9 protein-coding genes and 4 pseudogenes are annotated in these 19,081 nt (G+C 57.8%); 8 read left to right on the top strand and 5 right to left on the bottom strand.

Annotated features, from left to right (window positions below; all coding sequences use genetic code 11):
• Positions 1-902: 902 nt before the first annotated feature.
• Positions 903-2,992: pseudogene (locus NLM33_RS36735) on the bottom strand (prolyl oligopeptidase family protein).
• Positions 2,993-4,212: 1,220 nt separating this feature from the next.
• Here NLM33_RS36735 and mddA point away from each other — a divergent pair.
• Both mddA and NLM33_RS36725 read left to right on the top strand, forming a co-directional pair.
• Positions 4,213-4,992 carry a methanethiol S-methyltransferase gene (mddA, locus tag NLM33_RS36730; RefSeq protein WP_254103324.1) on the top strand — a complete coding sequence of 260 codons (780 nt, stop codon included), beginning with the start codon at positions 4,213-4,215 and terminating at the stop codon, positions 4,990-4,992.
• A gap of 650 nt (positions 4,993-5,642) precedes the next feature.
• On the top strand, positions 5,643-6,389 hold the full coding sequence (locus NLM33_RS36725) for an outer membrane protein (protein ID WP_254103323.1): 747 nt from the start codon (positions 5,643-5,645) through the stop codon (positions 6,387-6,389).
• Between the two features lie 735 nt (positions 6,390-7,124).
• Here NLM33_RS36725 and NLM33_RS36720 read toward each other — a convergent pair.
• A complete protein-coding gene (locus tag NLM33_RS36720; protein WP_254103322.1) occupies positions 7,125-8,027 on the bottom strand; it encodes a LuxR family transcriptional regulator in 903 nt (300 codons plus the stop codon).
• 491 nt (positions 8,028-8,518) lie between these two features.
• On the bottom strand, positions 8,519-8,749 hold the full coding sequence (locus NLM33_RS36715; protein ID WP_254103321.1) for a hypothetical protein: 231 nt from the start codon (positions 8,747-8,749) through the stop codon (positions 8,519-8,521).
• Positions 8,750-9,321: 572 nt separating this feature from the next.
• Here NLM33_RS36715 and NLM33_RS36710 point away from each other — a divergent pair.
• From NLM33_RS36710 to NLM33_RS36700, 3 pseudogenes are all read left to right on the top strand, one after another.
• Positions 9,322-9,599: pseudogene (locus NLM33_RS36710) on the top strand (isocitrate lyase/phosphoenolpyruvate mutase family protein); the annotation flags it as partial.
• Positions 9,600-10,113: 514 nt separating this feature from the next.
• A pseudogene (gene metK / locus NLM33_RS36705) lies at positions 10,114-10,995 on the top strand (methionine adenosyltransferase); the annotation flags it as partial.
• Positions 10,996-11,242: 247 nt separating this feature from the next.
• Positions 11,243-11,722: pseudogene (locus tag NLM33_RS36700) on the top strand (helix-turn-helix domain-containing protein); the annotation flags it as partial.
• Positions 11,723-11,885: 163 nt separating this feature from the next.
• Here the strand turns inward: NLM33_RS36700 and NLM33_RS36695 are convergent.
• Positions 11,886-12,533, bottom strand: coding sequence for a DUF938 domain-containing protein (locus tag NLM33_RS36695; protein WP_254106084.1), 648 nt, complete (start codon positions 12,531-12,533; stop codon positions 11,886-11,888).
• An 854-nt stretch (positions 12,534-13,387) separates the two neighbouring features.
• Here NLM33_RS36695 and NLM33_RS36690 point away from each other — a divergent pair.
• Positions 13,388-14,767 carry an FAD/NAD(P)-binding protein gene (locus NLM33_RS36690; protein WP_254103320.1) on the top strand — a complete coding sequence of 460 codons (1,380 nt, stop codon included), beginning with the start codon at positions 13,388-13,390 and terminating at the stop codon, positions 14,765-14,767.
• A gap of 484 nt (positions 14,768-15,251) precedes the next feature.
• A complete protein-coding gene (locus NLM33_RS36685) occupies positions 15,252-15,383 on the top strand; it encodes a DUF930 domain-containing protein (protein WP_254103319.1) in 132 nt (43 codons plus the stop codon).
• A gap of 123 nt (positions 15,384-15,506) precedes the next feature.
• On the opposite strand, the gene NLM33_RS36680 is transcribed toward NLM33_RS36685, so the two are convergent.
• Complete coding sequence (locus NLM33_RS36680) at positions 15,507-16,991, bottom strand: coproporphyrinogen-III oxidase family protein (protein WP_254103318.1); 1,485 nt, start codon at positions 16,989-16,991, stop codon at positions 15,507-15,509.
• Between the two features lie 681 nt (positions 16,992-17,672).
• Here NLM33_RS36680 and NLM33_RS36675 point away from each other — a divergent pair.
• Positions 17,673-17,927: a hypothetical protein gene (locus tag NLM33_RS36675; protein ID WP_254103317.1), complete on the top strand. Its 255-nt coding sequence runs from the start codon at positions 17,673-17,675 to the stop codon at positions 17,925-17,927.
• Positions 17,928-19,081 lie beyond the last annotated feature (1,154 nt).

The raw sequence follows: 19,081 nt of genomic DNA, 5'->3' as shown, positions 1-19,081 counted from the left end.
ATGGAGGAGTGACGCCTGAGCTCGCGTTTGATTGCGCCAAAGACGCAGCGCTTCTGGCCGAAAATCAAGACACGGCAAAGGTTCGACAAATAGCTCCCGGTCGACACAGGCGCGTTCGATGGAGTGGCCGGTGATATCTCGGCGGCATTCGATAATGCCGCCGAGCTGTTGCCGTCATACGGTTGGTCGGCAGCGCCTTGCGTTCCGCACGAGCTGGCCTCACGGGCACGGCCGGTGGAAAATGGCGGTGAGTGCATGACGCCGAACTCGGATGATGCTGAGCTTCTTCCGGCCGATGTACTTCGACTTCAGGTGCTTCCGCGCGGTGCTTCTACCCTCGCTGCGCGCTGACTACCGTCGGTGTCCGAGCGGGATCCCCAACTTTCGCGCCTTCTGACGCAGCGATCCGGTGGTTCGCTTTGTAAGCCTCGCGATTTTTGTAACGGGTGTTTTCGCCTTCGAATGTGCACGCAGTTCCTTCACGTCAGTCTTCGTGTACTCACGACGTACAATCTTCCTGTTCAGCGTCTTGGCCATAATAACTCCCTTGGCATTTTCTGAGCACGCATCTAGCAGGGATAAAGTGGAACTGCCAAGCATGCGTGGGTTGCATGCGCAAGGCCTCCTGAACCCATCGGATATCCGTCACTTTTTCCAAGCTCAGGAGCGGCCCATCTAGATCGAAGCTAATCTAGCTGCTGGCCACGCGAATATGTCACTGGTAAGTATAAATCTGGGCCTTACACATTGATTTGCACGGACGCAATGCTGAACGAGCGTTGCGAAGAGTACTCGAGAAGCCCGCGCTCGATTCGGCGCCTCGCGCTGTCCGGGTCGCCAAAAACTCCGGCCAGCAATTTCAGGCTGGTTTGAGGGATCGCAGGGACGAAGCTCGCTTAAGCCTACGCGTCCAGCCAGCCGATCTTGCTTTTTAGGAATTGGAGCCCAGCACCTGAAAGCTGGCATACTCCTTGTTGTCCCGGCCATAGCCATGACCGCCAGCATCCGGCTCGTAGAGATAAGCCTCATAGCCCATCGCCTGAAGCTTGGCGACCATCTTGCGAGCGTGCCCGGGATGAACGCGATCGTCCCGCCGCGTCGTGGCGATCAGGATCGGCGGGTAGTCTTGCCCGGGCTTGGCGATATGGTAGGCGGAATAGGTCTTGAGCCATTCCCATTCCTCGGGCTTGTCAGGATCGCCAAATTCCGCGATCCAACTCGCGCCCGCGAGCAGCTTGGTGTACCGGCGCATGTCGATCAGTGGGATGGTGCAGAACAGCGCGCCGAAACGCTCAGGGTACCGCGTCAGCATATTGCTGATGAGAATGCCGCCGTTCGATCCGCCCTCGGCCGCGATCCGTTTTGCCTGTGTGACGCCGCGGCGGACAAGGTCGGCCGCAACGCTCGCGAAATCATCGTGGGAGAGCGGCTTGCCGGCGAGGCGTCCAGCATCGTGCCATCGCGTGCCGAACTCGCCGCCGCCGCGCAAATGTGCCTGCACCGTGGTGCCCCCACGCTCGAGCCACAGCTTGCCGAGCGCGGAATTGTAGTACGGCTTCACTGAGATGCCGAACCCGCCGTAACCGCTCATATGGACGGGCGCTTCGCCCGTCTCCTGTTTCGGGCCGGTCTGCACATACGGAATGCGCTCGCCGTCGACCGAGATCGCCTCATGCTGAGTGACCACCAGACCATCAGCAACAAAGGTCTTCGGCGCCTCCTTCAGCACGGCTGGACTGGCGACACCCTGCTCCAAAAGCATCAGTAACGGAGGCGTGAGCGGATCCTGGATCCTCGCAAGCAGGTCACCATTGCTCTCGGATGGATCGCGATCAAGTGGCCAGACATCAACGACGCCGATATCGGGAAGCGCACTCAGCCGCTCGCGGCTCCAGGTGGAGGCGGATGGCGTGCAGATCCCGAACACCGGCCTTAGCTCGTCGAGGACGGAGAGTATAAGCTTGCCGGCGGACCAAAAAACTCTCTGCAGTGCTCGCCGCGGGCTTGCCACAAAAAGGACCGCGAAATTGCGCTTCCCGGCAAGAAAGGAGCTCAACGATATGCCGATCAGGGTATCGGCCGGGTAGATCACTCCGGCGATTGTCGCAGCCGAGCGGAGCTTGACCGCGAGCCAATCCTGATGCGCCTGGAGCCAGATATCGGTAGGAAGGTCGAGCTTGATCTTCGCCCCCGACTCGGTTCCTAGCCATGTGTGGGAATTGAAGAAATTCAGCTGTTCGGTGAACCAGACGCGTTTTTCTTGGCCGGTTCGATCGATCGTGCAGCTGACGCCGATGCGATCGGCGGTCGTCTCAAACACCACGGCCGCTCGTTCGATGGGGTCAGCGCGGTGCCACAATCGGACGGTCCGGGCATAGCCCGAAACTGTCGCCATGCCCTTGCCATAGGCGCTGGACACCAGCAGCTTGTCCTGATCGACCCAAGTGGCACTGCTCTTCGCTTCCTCAAGCACAAAACCATCGGGCACAAAACTCTTCGTGGCCATGTCGAACTCGCGCAGCGTCACGGTATCGCTGCCGCCCCGTGACAGAGCGAGCATGACTTGCGAGCTACCAGGCAGCATGGCAGTCCAGCTTACAAGCCAGTCCTCGCCTTCAATGGCCGCGAGCCGATCCATATCGAGTAGAACGTCCCATGAGGGCTTGGACTTTCGAAATTCTTCTAAAGTCGTCCGACGCCAGAGGCCCCGCGGACTATCGGCATCTTTCCAAAGGTTGTAGAGATGGTCGCCGTGCCGGCTGACATACGGTATATTGTCCGCCCGGTCGTAGATCGAAGCCAACTCGTCGCGATCCTGCGTGAATGTCGCTCCGCCGAACACCTGCAAAGTTTTGCCATTCTGCTGCTCGACAAAGTCAAGTGCCCGCGAGCCCTCTATCTCTTCCAGCCGGAGATAGGGATCATCATCTGGAGCGGAGAGCGATGGCTTTCCGAGCCCTGGCGGCTCTGTCGGCGAAGTTCCTTCAACCACAAATCACTCCAATGTTAGCATCAACTGAGCTTTTAACGCTGCCAACGCCCACATTATTTTGACTCCAGCCTACAACCTGACGCGCCAGTCACTTCAAGCTCTTCTTTCCCACAACAGCACTGCGATTGTCGGCGGCTCAGGGCCTTGCACGGCCTGAGGCGCGCTTCTGCGCATTTGAATAGCAGGCCTATGATAGCTGTTCAGATCGCCGCCTTATGTGAATGGGCCACGGGCGGGAGCCTTAGGGGATGCGGGGCGTGCTTTGCATCCCTTGCTCGAACGCGGCGAAACAGCCGCTTTTCGAAAGTGGCCAAGAAACACGAAATAGCCGTAGCCGGAGCGCCGACGATGCTGATCGAGGAGTGTTTCACAGCTCTTAGCGTCTGCGATCAGGTGACGGGTTAGCGGTCCTCTACTCGAGTTGATCGAGCGACTGCCGCGCCTCAGTCATTCTGTTACATCGAGACCTCGCCAAATGGTCGGGACCGAAAAGCTGAAAGCATGTCAGCCGACTTGGTATCGTGAAAACGGAAAGCCGCGGCGACTGACCATCGATCCGCTCCCAATGCGCAACAAAGCCGGGCCGCACCGCCATGCCGCGGTCGTCATCCAGTGCGATGAGCGATTCGAAACAATCTGCGGCCTGCTTCGCCCGCTGACGGAGTCAATCCCAATGACGAGAGCAAGGCGTTGGAACTCCGGACATGCCAACTCGAGCGCCACCGGCGCATCGATCGATGAAGCTCATTAGAGCACTACGAAACCGAGTCGCCATAGGGCGCATCATCGTCAGAACTCGCGCGGGCGCGGTTCGAGGGGCGACTGGCGCCAACTAGGTGTCCATCTTGCCAAGCCGTAATCGATGACTACGGCGGTGTCAGAAATCCAACAAGCCTCAGCATTCTTCGTTTGGGGCCGCCGCTGGCACGCGCGTTCTCGCGTCGGGGCAAGATGCGCCGCTCTTCCGCGATCGGCACGCCCCTTGCTGGGACGAAGACGAAGGCCCCGCAGCCAATGTTGCTCGCACCGCACTGCGCCAGGAGTTCTTGATGAGATCTGCTCATTCTCGTGTCGTTCTGAGGATAATCAGACCGCGCTTTCCTTAGTTGAATCTGCGCTCTCTGCATACGGTCGGCGGCTCTTTGTTGATAATCATTTGGCCGCATAAGCTGCATCACGGACGCATTAGGCAAGCCATTTCCTGAAAGCGGAGTCAATCCATGCTTAAGGTGAAGTCCATCGGCCACGCAGCTTCCCAGAATCGATCATTACGATTGATCGCTGTTCTATACGGCTTGCTCGCTTACGCGGCTTTTCTTGTCACCATTGTCTACACTGTCGGCTTCGTAAGCGGCATAGGCGTGCCAAAGACGATTGACACGGGGCCTTACACGTCCGTCGTCGACGCGCTTTCCATAAACACGTTGTTGATGGCTCTGTTTGCCATCCAGCACACCGGCATGGCGCGCAAGTGGTTCAAGAACTGGTGGACACGATATGTCCCGAACTACATCGAACGAAGTACTTACGTGCTAATCGCGAGCCTTTGCCTCATGTTGCTATTCTGGCAGTGGCGGCCGCTTCCAGCGGTTATTTGGCACGTCGAGGACCCCGACGTATCCGTAATGATTGGGACCCTATCATTCATCGGCTGGACGCTGGTGTTCGCCAGCACCTTCCTGATCGATCATTTCGAATTGTTCGGACTGCGTCACGTTATCGCCAATCTCAGGGGGCGCGGCATAGTCGCGCAGCAGTTCCGGACGCCGCTGTACTACCAATTCGTGCGACATCCCATCTATCTCGGCTTCATCATCGCGCTCTGGGCTGCGCCAGTGATGACAATCGGGCATTTAATGTTTGCAGCCGTGACCACCACCTACATCTTTGTCGGGATTTTCTTCGAAGAGCAGGATCTTCTCCAGCTGTTTGGGGAGCAGTACGGCCAATACAAAAAACAAGTCAGCATGCTCATCCCGTGGCGCAAATTGGACTCGTAGGGATCAGATCGAAAAAGGAAGTTGCTCCCAAAATGTGCATTGCCAGGTTCACGACCCCATCGGAGACCTGCGCTCCATCCATCTCAGATATCGCTGTGTCTGAAGGGCCGAAGACGCACAGTTCATCGGCACTCTGACGTTCGCTGCTACGCATGCAGCAAAGCATTATCGAGCTGCTAGTCCGGTTCAGTATAGGGAATCATTTCGCGCGCGGCCTGTCGGTGCGATGGAGGCGGTGATGACCCACCACGCAGCTCTCCATGAACCAATTGCCGATACAGCATGGCATCCACGCCGCGCTTATCCTCACAGATGGACACGACAGCTTCGAGGAAAGCACACGAGTTGTCATTGACATCTAAATTCACTCGTGGCGCACTCCTATTGTTGTCCATCACCGAACGCATACGGTGGCCGTCCTTCGTCAACGAGCTTCGACACACCGCCACCAATTACATTGTCGAAACTCCTGTACGCATCTGATACAGATCGCTGCGTTCATTGTTAGTGATATTCAAGCGTACAACCTCACGCAGCGTCAGAATCAAGCCGATTCTTTGAGAGTGAATGTTGCGCCGCAGTTACAGCAATTCGCGGTGGCGCTGTTATGACGCGCGCGGCCGGGGGCCCTCTAATGGAAGAAGCTCGAAATGAAGAACTTGTTGCTTATGACTGCGAGCATCGTCGCACTCAGCGCTGCGGCGCCTGCATTCGCTGCGGATCTCGCTGCACAGCCCGTCTACACCAAGGCGCCACCGACGCCGGCACCGGTCGCGGTCGCGCTCTACGACTGGAGTGGTTTCTATGCTGGTATCAACGGCGGCTGGGGTTCGAGCCATAGCTCCTGGGATTTCGCAGGCACGACCCCTGAGGGCTCCCACGACGCAAGCGGCGGTACGGTCGGCGGGCAGATCGGTTATCGCTGGCAGATCGGCCAGACAGTGCTTGGCGTCGAAGGCCAGGGCAACTGGGCCGATTTCAACGGCTCCAATGTCAGCACGGCCTTTCCGGCTAATAGCAATCACACGAGGGTAGACGCGTTTGGCTTGATGACTGGCCAGATCGGTTATGCCATCAGCAACGTGCTGCTCTATGCCAAAGGGGGCGCCGCCGTAGTGAGCAGCAACTATCAGATCAACTCCGTTCCTCCAGGCACGCAGCTTGGCAGCGCGGACACCACACGTTGGGGGGGCGCCGTTGGTGCTGGGCTCGAGATCAACCTGACGCCGAACTGGTCAGCTGGTGTCGAGTACGACCACGTGTTCATGCCGACCAGCGACGTGAGCTTCGCAGCCGTTGGAGGTGGTACGCTTGGGAACGATCGCATCCTCCAAGATTTCGATCTCCTAACCGCGCGGCTCAATTACAAGTTTGGCTGGCCTGTCGTCCTCAAATAACGATCTTCTCACCTGCAATCGCGATCGAGAGCTCCGACCCTTGGGCCGGGGCTCTTTGAGCTATTCATTTGGATGTCGGCACTTGCGTGCCTTTTTTTGGAAAGTGCCAGCTTCAATATATTTGAGGTCCGTTCCGAGGGCCCGGGGAGACGTCGGTGCGGAAGTGCTGAACGACACCGAGCGCGCAAGGCGCGATGATATGATCGGTTCAATACTACGCTCGACGTGTCAGTGTCGGTATCCGCAAAAGCTTCGGTTTCGGTAATCGAGCGACTAAAAATGGGCTTGTATGCACGTTGCTGCTTTTTGCTGTATTGGAAGCATCAATTCCGGCGGTTTGCATTCCGGCAACCAAAAAGCGGACGTCATCCTGCCCGCGAAGTACACCTAAACCAGCTCTTTGGCGTGATCGGCAAAGTGGCGATGATGTGCGATCTGCAGTGTACGCCGGTAGCATTCGAATAGTGCGAGGAGCACCTGGGCAAGGCATATTCGCTCCCGAAAACCAAATCCATCTCGCCGCAATATTTTTGCCGCATCATCGAACGCCGCTACTTCAGGAACTCTCACATTGCCTAGTCGCATTTTGCACTACCAGCTATCAAGAATGGCCAGACGTGCAGTCGGCCCGGCGATGCTGCAGCGCAAGCGATCTTGCGAGCGCGGTAAATGTTCACCAGGACAGGCACATCTACTGACGACGGCCGAACGAATGGCAGCGCCAATCGGTCGCAGTCACGCCCCAGTAGACGTTCGGGGCGATTCAGGCGACAAGCGCAGCCGTTTGAGCCCATACCGCCGCGAGGCGCGCTCCTTCTCAGATTTCAGTTCACCACATTCATGGGGAGTCCTGCGAGCGGACGCCACACCAGCTAGGCGACCATTCGGCGTTGCCAACGCAGGCGCCGACAATTCAATAAGACCAAGACGAAGCGCCTTTACCAGGGCTTGAGTCCGATTCGCCGTGCCGAGCTTTCGTATTGCGTTCTTAAGATGAAAATTCACGGTATTCTCACTAACATTCAGTATCTTACCGATTTCCCAGGACGATTTGCCCTCCGCCACCCATCGTAGGCAATCCTTTTCGCGCTCCGATAGGGTCACTTTCCTATCGCAGGCGCTGTCGGTGGGCCTTGCGATGTCCGCAAATGCAACATGGAAGTGCCACGCCAGCGCTTTGAGACGCTTCACATTCGCCTGAGGATCGGCATCATCAAAACGGGACGCGAATGACACCACAGATATTCGGCCTGATGGCCCAAATAGTGGCACGCTGATGCCACGCTTCAGGCCTGCCTCTCTGGCCTCCTCCAGTACGCGTTGCTCACATGCCTGCAGCGGATATTCTTTGGCGAGTTCGTCCCATAGAAATGGTCCCGCAAACATCGGTGTCCGCCGCACCACCGGATCGACGGTATAGTACTTGCGTTCCAAATAGCGCTGACACCAATCAGTCGGAGCCTTCATTGCTACCAGAGGCGGTGGGCACCCCGGTAGACGAAGCGGCTCCGCGAACGTGAGCGCTCCGTAAGTGACCTCTGTGAAGCCCTCTTGACTTGCACAGCTCACAAGCAGATCAAACAGCGCTTTCAGAGATTGCGTTTGGTTCGCGCATTCGACGAAGCTGAAGAGATTCATATGGCGCCTCACGCGATCGCCAGAAGGCCGCTATTGCGCCGTTCGACTGAGCTTGTTTCGGACGCAGACTAGCTCGCAACCTGTTCCAGTTCACCATGCGGTCGCGCAAATGCCGCGACAGCCGCGGACCGCAAGCGGATCAGCGCAGATTAGATCTGCATACGATGCCGACACTGGCGAAGTCGGAACGTCCGCGCGTTTGAGCCGGTTTGGATCGCGGTGTCTGCGTAATTCCCTCGACGCCCGACCGATGGTAGATCGTGCGGGATACGCCTGGCCGATATTCCGCCCTAGATTGAATGGACTTGAGGGTCGCCCGATCCGGCGGTCGAGCATTAGTCGGTCACTCGATCGCTCGCGCGGCGAGTCTCTCCCCCCCATTTTTGACCAGTTGCGTGAACTCCAGTGCGCAAGTCGGGCTGATGCCGGGACCTGGCTGTTTGAACTCACGATTGACGATCTGCTTGCGGGCGACAACAAGCTCGGCCGGACTATATCTGCTGCAAATTCTTGGGGATCGCGACCGCCGACGCATAGCTGATCGGCGGTGAGCCGCCGCCGGCGAATACGGGATCGCCAAAGAGCACGGCAGGCAAGGACAACGCCGTGGGAAAGGAATCTAGTTCGCCTGCGCGTGTTACTGTGAGGAAAGTGATTTCGCCATCGAGCTCTTCGCGCAGGTCCAGCACCCCTTCTAACAAGAGCCGTTCGAGGCGAGCCATGACTGTCACCGCTCGGGCGCTGGCTGATATTGGTGAGAGGCCGCACGCGAATTCGCGTGGACTCGGGAACCCATTTGACGCAGATGACGCTGTGCATGCGCTCCTCCGAGAACTTTGCAAGGCTCGGAGATGAGAGCAGCAAGTGTCATACCACTCACGGCCCACGCGACAATTCGTCGCCAACCACAAGCACTTGAAGTGATCGCCAGATTTTGACCGACTTGAAGCACTGCGACCTACGTCGGGATTGCGACAGCGCGATTTGCGTAGCTCCGACATCCGTTGAGGAACTTCAGACGCGGCAAACGAATACCTTCTGGCACTCCCAAAGGCTGACCACGCAAACCTGCGGGGCTGTCACGCTCGCGAGCGATCCCTCGTCACTGTTGTCGACATCCAACGTTGTGCTCCGGTCAACTACCAACGCTAGCAATTGATCGAGATCACGCAGACGTGCCAGTCAGTGCCTAGTCAAGGCGGCGCAGGTCACGCCTCCTAGGATACTCGGCGTGCAACATAGATTTGTTCGCGCAACCGAACCCGATCAAGGTGTTAACTCGCCACCTGGCGATATGCTTCAACCTCAGATTTGCTCGAACCATGACCTCTCCTTTATTATGGAAGCCCATGATGGACTTTCCGGAGCAATCGCCCAGCGCGCAGGCTTCAAAGCTCTCTGGGCGTCAGGCCTGTCAATTGCGTCCTCTCTCGGCTTCCGCGATGCCAATGAGGCCCCTTGGAGCCAACTCGTCGACGTGGTCGACGCATCGTGGACTCGAGCAAGCTGCCGGTACTCGTCGACGGCGATACCGGCTTCGGAAATTTCGACAATGCTCGTCTCTTAGCACGGATCTCTGCGGGCTTCAGCGGCGCGCCACCGGCGACAGCGGAGAATTCAATGCCGACACCGTTGTTGATGAACGCTGGTGTCGCAACAGTCTCGGGCACAGCTTCGGCGCACCAACAGTCTCCGGCTTTCCTACGGCATTGATCTTGAGAGACTTGGCAGGGGCTTGCGGCGCCTGACCGCAACTCTGAACGAGTGGAGCTGAATTTTGGTTTCACGAGCGCCGATAGAATAGAGCTTCCTTCGACCAACGATTCCGGGCCGCATCCTGGCGGGATGTGGCACGCGCTTGTGTGATCGCCACTAGGTCGATTTGCCGCCAGAGATTGAGGACGACCGGTTGACAGAAATGACTCAAAACGGCCGCACTCTGGATGCCGCCAGGGACGTGCTGCGCAAGCACAACGGGCTCTGGTTTTACGACGAATCCTACGTCATCTCGCGCCGGCGTGACTGACATAATCCAAAAGTAAACATCGCAAACGACCGCCCAACGGGGCGGGACAAGGGGTTACTGATGCGAGCGTCCTATCTCTTCACCAGCGAGTCCGTGTCTGAAGGCCATCCGGACAAGGTCTGCGACCGGATCTCCGATGAGATCGTCGATCTGTTCTACCGCGAAGGACCGAAAGCCAGCATTGACCCGTGGCAGATCCGCGCGGCCTGCGAAACGCTCGCGACCACCAACAAGGTCGTGATCGCGGGCGAGACCCGTGGTCCCGCATCGGTCACCAACGAGCAGATCGAGAGCGTCGTGCGCGGCGCGATCAAGGACATCGGCTACGAGCAGGAAGGTTTTCACTGGAAGACCGCGGATATCGAGATCCTCCTGCATCCGCAGTCGGCCGACATCGCGCAGGGCGTCGATGCGCTTCAGCCGGGCGAGGTCAAGGAAGAGGGCGCAGGCGACCAGGGTATCATGTTCGGCTACGCCACCAACGAGACGCCCGACCTGATGCCGGAACCGATTTTCTACGCCCACAAGATCCTGCGGCTGATCTCCGAAGCGCGCCACTCCGGCCGCGAGAAGGTCTTGGGCCCGGACTCCAAGAGCCAGGTCACCGTGCAATACGAGAACGGCAAGCCGGTCGGCGTGCGCGAGATCGTGGTCTCGCACCAGCATCTGGTCGAAGACCTCACCTCCAACCAGGTTCGCGACATCGTCGAGCCCTATGTGCGCGAGGCGCTGTCGAAGGACTGGATCAACGGCAAGACCATCTGGCACATCAACCCGACCGGCAAGTTCTACATCGGCGGTCCCGACGGCGACACCGGCCTGACCGGCCGCAAGATCATCGTCGACACCTACGGCGGCGCGGCCCCGCATGGCGGCGGCGCGTTCTCCGGCAAGGATCCGACCAAGGTCGACCGTTCGGCGGCTTACGCTGCGCGCTACGTGAAGGAAGGGTGGAATTTCATCACTCGAAAAGCCGCCCCTCTGCACCGCACCACGCGGTTAACAAATTGTGGCGCGCTGCTAACGAGTTCGGAATGCACTGAGGCGCCCCGATCGACGAGCAATGAGCGGCGGTCATTCTCTTGCACTGCGATAACGCAGCGGCGTGAATTATGTTCCATACAGCTAGTCATCTGGAATAGAAGTTCGTCGCATAAAAGATCGCTGGGGGCTCTGAAGGAGAGCGCTTGTGGCGAATGCAGGTGTGAGAGGACGGCCGACCGCGCCGTTGGTGCTGAGTCAGCAGGAGCGGACGTACTTGGAGAGGCAAGTTCGTCGTCATCGTGTTACCCGGTCGCTATCTGAGCGGTGCCGCGCGATACTGCGGTGTGCGGATGGCCTGCCAAGCAAGTCCGTGGCTACCGAACTCGGGCTCCATGAGCACACCGTTGGCAAATGGCGCCGCCGATTTTTGAAGGATCGCTGCGATGGCCTGCTCGACGAGGCCCGCCCTGGCCGCCCTCGCACCATCAACGACGATCAGGTTGCCGCGGTGATCGAACGAACGTTGCGGACGACGCCAGCCGACGCGACGCACTGGTCGATCCGCTCGATGGCTGCGGAAACCGGCTTTTCCCACACCACGATCCGCCGAATGTGGGCGGCGTTCGGGTTGCAGCCGCACCGTAGCCAGACATTCAAGCTGTCGAGCGGTCCGCTATTCGTCGAGTGAGCCGGAGGTCCATTTGAAGACACTAGGCCTGCAACCAGAGCGGTTGGCTGATACGGTGCTAAATTGCCTGCAGGCACGCGGGATCATCGCTCTGACATAACCGAATTGGCTCCGCAACGCGCCAGCGTAGAAAGTTCCAGGACTGGCCGCGCCATCTCCTTCAGGATCTGCTGAAGAGCAGAACGAAATTGTTGGCTGGTAGGTCAAACTTCTGATCGAGCGTCAATCCATACTTCTCGTTCGCTCTCTGAAGGTCCCGTACGTCTTTGAGACTCCATCCGGGTACACCGGCCGCCCGAATCTCCCTGTCGAAGGCCAGGTTCGATGGCGTGGTGTATTTCCCGTCAAGTTTGAAGGGACCATAGATGGCCACGAAACCAGATGGCTTCAGAAGTTTTGCGCCAAGCGCAGCGACACCATCGGCGATCGAGACCGGCGCAACCTGGAAGATGTTGATGACGAAGATGACGTCATAAAGCCGCTCATCGGCGCCTGGCCAAGTCGCAGGGACAGTGAGATCAATGAGAATGGGATCGGCAACGTTCTTGTTGCCGGCTCCGGCGCGGCATCTTTTGATGGACGCAAAGACGTCTCGATCGTAGTCGGAGGGCTGAAATCGCACGTTCGGAAAATGAGGCGCGAAGTAGTTGATATGCAATCCAGCGCCTGTCGCCAGCTCAAGCACGTCACCTTGCGTGGGAAAGAATTCTTCGAACGTTTTCAGGATCGGATCCTTGTTGCGGTTGCCCGCCCAGGCAACATAAGGGCTGAGCGGATGCGGATCGATATCAGGTCTTGGGCCGGACATTCGCGTATTCCTCAGCTTTCCGTACTCTAGCAAGAGGTCTTCGGTAGCAGCGAGATCAAGTTCGAGCAAGTTAGCCACCCAGAGACCTGCGGCTAGTCACGGCGCGGTCGATGCGGCGACCTAAGTCGCTCGGCCGGCGACAAACTCACTCTTCCACTTTTCGGCCCAAATCATCGCGTGGACCCGGTAGTGAGGGGAAGGCTATCATCTGACCGAGGCGCTGGACGGGGACGTGTATGATCGGCTTGACCGACTGTTCGATCATTTCCGTTCGCGCCGGTGACGTGATCGTGAAACCGCAACGGTCACGATAGCGGAGACGCCCACTGAGCATTCAAAACACCTTTCGCCAGGTCGAAGGCTGAACGTCTTCGGCAACACGGTTCACGCAAAATGAATTTTTCTCTCCGATCTTGCCTCGATAACGACTTCCCACAAAAGAGATCAGGGCGTGTTGATGATTTCAAAGTTACGCCAACCGCCGACTTTCTCTCTCGACCAGAGCAAGGACCTGCTATCATCGAGAGAACTGGAAAAAGGGGGCTCTATGTTACCCATATGCATATATTTTTGGCTTTGCCAGCTTGGTCGAATGACTCAACGATTGCGGAAATAATCTGGGCTAGTTGAACACTGCAGCTACCGACCAACATGACAATTACAAGACAATTTCCTACTTGAACCGCATTGCTCGCACCTGTCGGCTATATCTAGGTCAAAGGCGCGCGATTTTGAGCAGCGCGCGACACCTGCGCCCCCCACATCGATGGTGATGCCTCGTATCATGAGATTTCAGAGAATAGCCGCCCTGGCACCGCACAGTGGTGCCAGCTGTTGATCGGTAGAGTGATAACATGACGAGTTCCAGTAGGCGGCACGTAATCATCATCGGCGGCGGCGCCAGCGGCGTCCTGCTGACCTATCAATTGCTGCATCGGCCGACTCGCGATCTACGCCTCACGCTGATCGAGCAACGTCCCGATATCGGACGCGGTATTGCCTATCACACGGGCAACCCCGATCACCTGCTCAACGTACGCGTCTCGAATATGAGCGCGCTACCCGACCAACCAGATCACTTCTGGCGTTGGCTGAACGCGCATAGCGCGGACGCGTCGCTGTGTCCCGATCCCTATTGTTTCGTGCCGCGGCGCATCTATGGCGACTATATGGCCAGTTTGCTTGAGCAGCAGACTTCCGGTCCGACGGACGCACGGCGTCTGTCGATCCTGCACGCGACTTGCGTCGATATTAACGAGGGTCCGGCCGGCGTGTCGGTCAAGCTGGATGATGGCCGATCGCTCATGGCCGACAACGTCGTTCTCGCAACCGGACATGATACGAGGGCCAACCTGCCGGCTCATGCGAATCCCTGGGCGCCACCGTCGGCCGCTCACATCGACACCGAGGCAACCGTACTGATCCTCGGCACGGGGCTTACCATGGTCGACTACGTCCTATCGTTGCTGCGCGACGGCCATCGTGGATTTATCATCGCGATATCACGGCGCGGTCTGCTCGCAAAACCCCACCGCCACATCGATGCTTTGCGAATTGAGGAGGCGGAAGTTCCCTTTGGCGCCAGCATTAATCACCTGCTGCGCTGGCTTCGCGACCACATAGACCGGAATGCGGCGCAAGGCGGCGACTGGCGCAGCGTCATCGACGGCCTTCGGCCCTACACCCAGCGGCTGTGGCATGAGCTTTCGCAGACATCGAAACGCCGCTTTCTCGAACACGCACGCGCTTGGTGGGACGTGCATCGGCATCGGATGGCTCCGGAAGTCGAAGCGCGCATTGCCGAGGTGCTTGACAGAGGTCAGCTTGCCCTGATGGCAGCAAAGGTGACCAGCATCGAGCCCAACAATACCGGCGCGAGAGTCAAGTACCGCCTGCGGGGGCATTCCGATCCTCTCGACATCCAGGTTGGCGCGGTCGTCGATTGCACCGGCATCGTCAAAGATCCGCGCGCGACGCTCAATCCGGCAGTGCGCAGTCTATTCGACCGTGGCCTATGCCGTGTCGATCCGCTCTGCATTGGCATTGAGACTGATCGAAATTGTGGGGTCATCAGCCGCGCTGGCGCTACTTCGCGCCACCTCTTCGCGGTGGGTCCGCTCACGCGCGCGGCCTTTTGGGAGATCAACGCGATACCCGACATTCGCAGCCAATGTGCGGCGCTTGCAGCCCTCCTCGCCGATACCGGCGGCGACGCATCAACGCGAACCGCATGAAAGCGTCAGACTGCTGACGCTCGCCGAGTGAAGGCGGCCATCTACATGGATCAAAAAGCGGGAACGGTAGTTCGAACCAGCTCCTGCGGGCGTCAACGTGAGCTGCCAGAGAGCTGCCCGATTCCTCAGGTGTTACCTGAACTGCTCTGCTTGACGGCTGCTTTCGGAAGGGAGCGCTTAGCTGTCGGATATTGCCTTGATGGTCAAAGCCGTCAGGAACAGCCGTCATGTTGCCGAGCCTTCAAAGATGGGGCTGACACAGAGATTCGTGATCGTGGCACGAATTTCTGTCGGCAGCACGCCGTTCCACCGATGCGACCGCCGCCAACCGCCATAACAAACTTGAATCATGAGACGACACCTATCCGTCTACCTGATCCTTCTCGCCTGCCTCGCATTGCCCATGGGGCCAAGTCTACCGAAGAGAAGATATTGACGCTTTCTTTCGAAACGCGACTTGAGCAGCGCCTGCGATGCACGCGCGATGGGAGCGATCGGCCGCGAGCACCAGGGCTTTCGGCCGGATGAATTCGTCGCCTATGCGTTCGCCGAACCGGTCATTCGCGGCCATGCCATAGCCGCCGGCGGAGCCGCGTTGCGAAGCAGCGGCGCGTAATACCACATCGCGTATCGTTCCCGAAACGAGCGACGACGGCCTCAAAATCCGGTCATTCAACTACGCGCTCGGGGCGCCAGTGCTGAGATCAGCACTATTTAGTAGCTTAGGACCACCGCGCACTCACCGGCCTTGGCTAAAAACAGCTTGCATTTCGGCGGTCGCCCCATATCGGGCGGCCGGCGAGTAGTCGTGTTTCTCGATAAGATCACTTCGTTTATCTAAGATCCTGCTGTCGGTGCGTGCGACCCGCTCAAGCACATGGTTGGAGAAAAATTGCAGCGACACCGCTCCGGAATTGATGATGCCGGCAGTGGTTAGCGAGAGCACGCCTTCGTTTGAAATACTGATGAGCCCCGCTTCACTTAGCTTTTTGAGCTCGCGACGAAAGTATTGCTCCATGGACACGCCAAATTCCCTCTCGAAACGGAAGAGCGACACTCCGCTACTTCGCAACGCCAGCATCACCGTTCTGCGCATCAGGTCGTCTTGCGACAGGACGATACCCTTCCACACTGGTTTCTCGCCACGCTCGACCCTAAGCAAGTAGCGACCTAAATCTGCCTCGTTGTAGAACTGGCACTGACTCACGTAGCCAAATCCGCCAACCCCAAACGGGATCAGATTATTGTCGTTCCATGAATCGTATTTGCGGCACTGCTGAATGGAGTGCGGCTGCGACTTCTTGGTCCAGAAGAAGATCGGACCATGGCGATAGCCAAGTCTCGTGAGGATGTGCTCCGCCATGAAATGCATGATGATGCGCTCCTTCGCCCCGGCGAATTGATATCGCCCTCTGCTCAAATGGCGAGCTATGGGGTCCGTCGATTTGAACAACAATGGAAATATGTTGAATTTCTCCACTCCCATATTCAATAGACCGATGAGCGAGTCGTACCAGCTCCGCAGCGTTTGCTGCGGCAATCCATAGATGAGGTCCAGCGATAGATTCTGAACCCCCATCTTGTTCAGCAATTTGACGAGCTTACTCACCTCACCCACACCGTGACCGCGATTCAATATGCGCAAAATGTTTTGATCAAGACTTTGAACGCCCAGCACGAAGCGGTTTACGCCATTACTGAGCAGAGTGGAAATGCGATCTGCGGCATCCACCTGCTTTGCAAGAGAGGGATGCAATTCGAAGCTGACTTCGGACTTCGATAGATCAAAGCGCTGTTTGATCATGTCAAATAGCGTTTTGAGTTGTGGATTTGTCAGCATTGACGGGGTGCCGCCGCCAAAGAAAGCTGTCTCGATAGATCGGCCGGCGAGCGCCGCGTCCGACCAACTCATCTCTTTATCGAGAGCCGCCAGGTAACGTTCCACTCGCCCGGGACGTGGATTGATTTCCTTGGCGAAGTGACAAAAGGTGCAATACTGATTGCAGAAGGGGATGTGAAAGTAGAGATCGATCGACGATGTGATCTCGCTCAACAGCCTTTCGGCATTCAGCTCACCCATTGCTTTGAGAGGTGGATAGGTACCGACAAGGTAATCATTGTAGGTGTCAAGGTGTAGTTTTCGAGCCCTCAGCATGTCGAGGTTGATGTCGTACGAGCGGTCGATCGCGAACTCTAGAGCCTCGCAATAGCTTGGCGCGCGCATGTCTTTTTGTCTCCTTTAGCTATCGTACGAAGGCAGGGCGCGACGATACACAGGCGTCAGAGGGGCGACCTTCGGTTCGGTGTCGATACAGGCGCGGTGCAATTCGCGCGAGCACACAGAGTGGTTGCCTCGGCTCCATCCAGATCATATCCTGCGTTGCTATTCACTTCAGCGACACCAACAGTCATAGTTCGGCACGGACAACGACAGCGGCACCAGCATGCCGGAGCGAACCTCCAGCGGGACCGCACTCAAGGAGGCAGCGTCCATCGCATTGATTTACGACCGGTCGAACACGCACATTTCAAATCCTGGACAGTGGGAGCACAACGTGCTGCTCATTCTTCTCCGTGTCCAGCAATTGGCGTGCCATCAAAAACGTCCTACGAGGCTTGCGTGAAGTAGAACGAAAACTATCGGCTTCGCACCGCATCGGCATAGACTTGCGCGCTGTGTTCGGTTCTGGACATCGGCGTCTAGAGCCGAACACGATTGAAACACGACAGCTGGAAAATGTCGCGTGATGACGGTCTCACTTAAGCGCGGACACGGACATCCACCCCGCAAATGTCTCCAGAACCGCGAGGTTAGGACGACCTGAGTGTTCCTCTTGTCAGCCGAGTTTCTTTCGCTCCGCTCCATGGCAGGCAGGCGACGCTGCGCTTCATCCGGGATCAGCTGATGGAGAACCGCTGGAGCCCGCCTGTTGACACCCGTCTGGCGCTGGCGGGCATGCCGAGCGGGTGCGTGCACGGTGCTGATCACCGCGAGCCGCCTCACAGCGATCACGCTCATGATGCGGCGTCCGCAAAGCGGATTTGCAGGAAGACTCGTCTGAAATGGCTGCGCTTGATGCAGGTGAACTCGTATCTTGCAACGACCAGCAACGGCTCCGGCTCTGCTGGTTTCACATATTCGCAATCTGCCGAAAGCTAGTCCCAAGGCCACACAGAGGAGAACTTTTTCCGAGGTGTTCAGGACGTAGAAGAACTCTTCCCAGAAGACCGAGAATAGAACACACACCATTCCACACCAAACGAACTCTCGCTTCCGCTTGTCTAAATGATCACGCCACGTCGAAGAGAGCGCGTCGATGGTTTCAAAGTTCTCATGGCTACTGACCTTCTCTTTCAACCAGAGCAAGGATGCGCTACCATTGACCGCAAGGTTCTATGCGGCCCATGCCTCTTCTTGGCCTTGCACGCTTGGTCGAATGCTTGACGCTAACGAAGAATGCGCTCAGTGACCGGCACGATCTGCAACTCCCGACGCGCATCACAACCTCCAAGACCCTTTCCTATTAGACTGCAAGCCTCGCGCTTGTCCGGCTATTCCTGGGGGTCGATAGCTGCGATTTTGAGGTCACCGTCGCGCGCGACGTCGAAGAATGGAGTGTGGATGGAGCGCGTTCGGCGCGCCAGTCTCGTTGTCTCATTCGGCCCATGGCGGCTCGAGTGATGAAGCGGCGATTCGGCCGCGATGACCTCATCTTGGTCCAACAGACAGACGAAAGGAGCAGATCATCTGCCTCGCGCTCGTCAGGCAGGCAGGCAGGCAGGCAGGCAGGCAGGCAGGCAGGCAGGCAGGCAGGCAGGCAGGCAGGCAAATGTACGGCCCTGGCAAAATCGATCTGATCCAAGAAAAATGAATCGGCGCAGAAACAAGGGGGCTGCTCCAAGATTGCGTCAGAGCAAAACATTGCCGCCCCAAGCTTTAAGGGGGTCGGCGTCCAAAATGTGGAGGCTGATCGATACCCCCGGTAAGGTAAGCTAAAGCGCGATGAGATCAGGATGAATCGTCATCGCGCTTTAGGTTGTTGTTTGAGCATGATCTCCGCGCAAACGCGTTTCCGCGTTTGTCGCGAGGGAAAACCGCTCCACACTTTGCGCTAACGCGGCCCTTCGGGTCCGGATCATGCTTCTGGCCGGCAGCGAAGTCGTCTGTGCGGGAGAAAGGTCCGTCGATGACGCACCCCAACGGCATCTTAAAGACCGCCGGGGTACGGCCGGCGGCGGATCAACTCCTGCGGCGACCCGCCGATCGACGTGTTGCTCGCCGGCCTGCCAACGACTTGGAAAGAGGGCGCATCT

It is taken from the genome of Bradyrhizobium sp. CCGUVB1N3 (assembly GCF_024199925.1).
Classification (GTDB): Bacteria; Pseudomonadota; Alphaproteobacteria; order Rhizobiales; family Xanthobacteraceae; genus Bradyrhizobium.
Note: the sequence above shows the minus strand (reverse complement) of the source record. Positions and strands in the feature narration are given on the sequence as shown.

Coding starts and splice junctions, on each gene's coding strand:
- mddA (WP_254103324.1), top strand. CDS start 4,213: ATGCTTAAGGTGAAGTCCATCGGCCACGCAGCTTCCCAGAATCGATCA.
- NLM33_RS36725 (WP_254103323.1), top strand. CDS start 5,643: ATGAAGAACTTGTTGCTTATGACTGCGAGCATCGTCGCACTCAGCGCT.
- NLM33_RS36720 (WP_254103322.1), bottom strand. CDS start 8,027: ATGAATCTCTTCAGCTTCGTCGAATGCGCGAACCAAACGCAATCTCTG.
- NLM33_RS36715 (WP_254103321.1), bottom strand. CDS start 8,749: ATGGCTCGCCTCGAACGGCTCTTGTTAGAAGGGGTGCTGGACCTGCGC.
- NLM33_RS36695 (WP_254106084.1), bottom strand. CDS start 12,533: ATGTCCGGCCCAAGACCTGATATCGATCCGCATCCGCTCAGCCCTTAT.
- NLM33_RS36690 (WP_254103320.1), top strand. CDS start 13,388: ATGACGAGTTCCAGTAGGCGGCACGTAATCATCATCGGCGGCGGCGCC.
- NLM33_RS36685 (WP_254103319.1), top strand. CDS start 15,252: ATGGGAGCGATCGGCCGCGAGCACCAGGGCTTTCGGCCGGATGAATTC.
- NLM33_RS36680 (WP_254103318.1), bottom strand. CDS start 16,991: ATGCGCGCGCCAAGCTATTGCGAGGCTCTAGAGTTCGCGATCGACCGC.
- NLM33_RS36675 (WP_254103317.1), top strand. CDS start 17,673: ATGGAGAACCGCTGGAGCCCGCCTGTTGACACCCGTCTGGCGCTGGCG.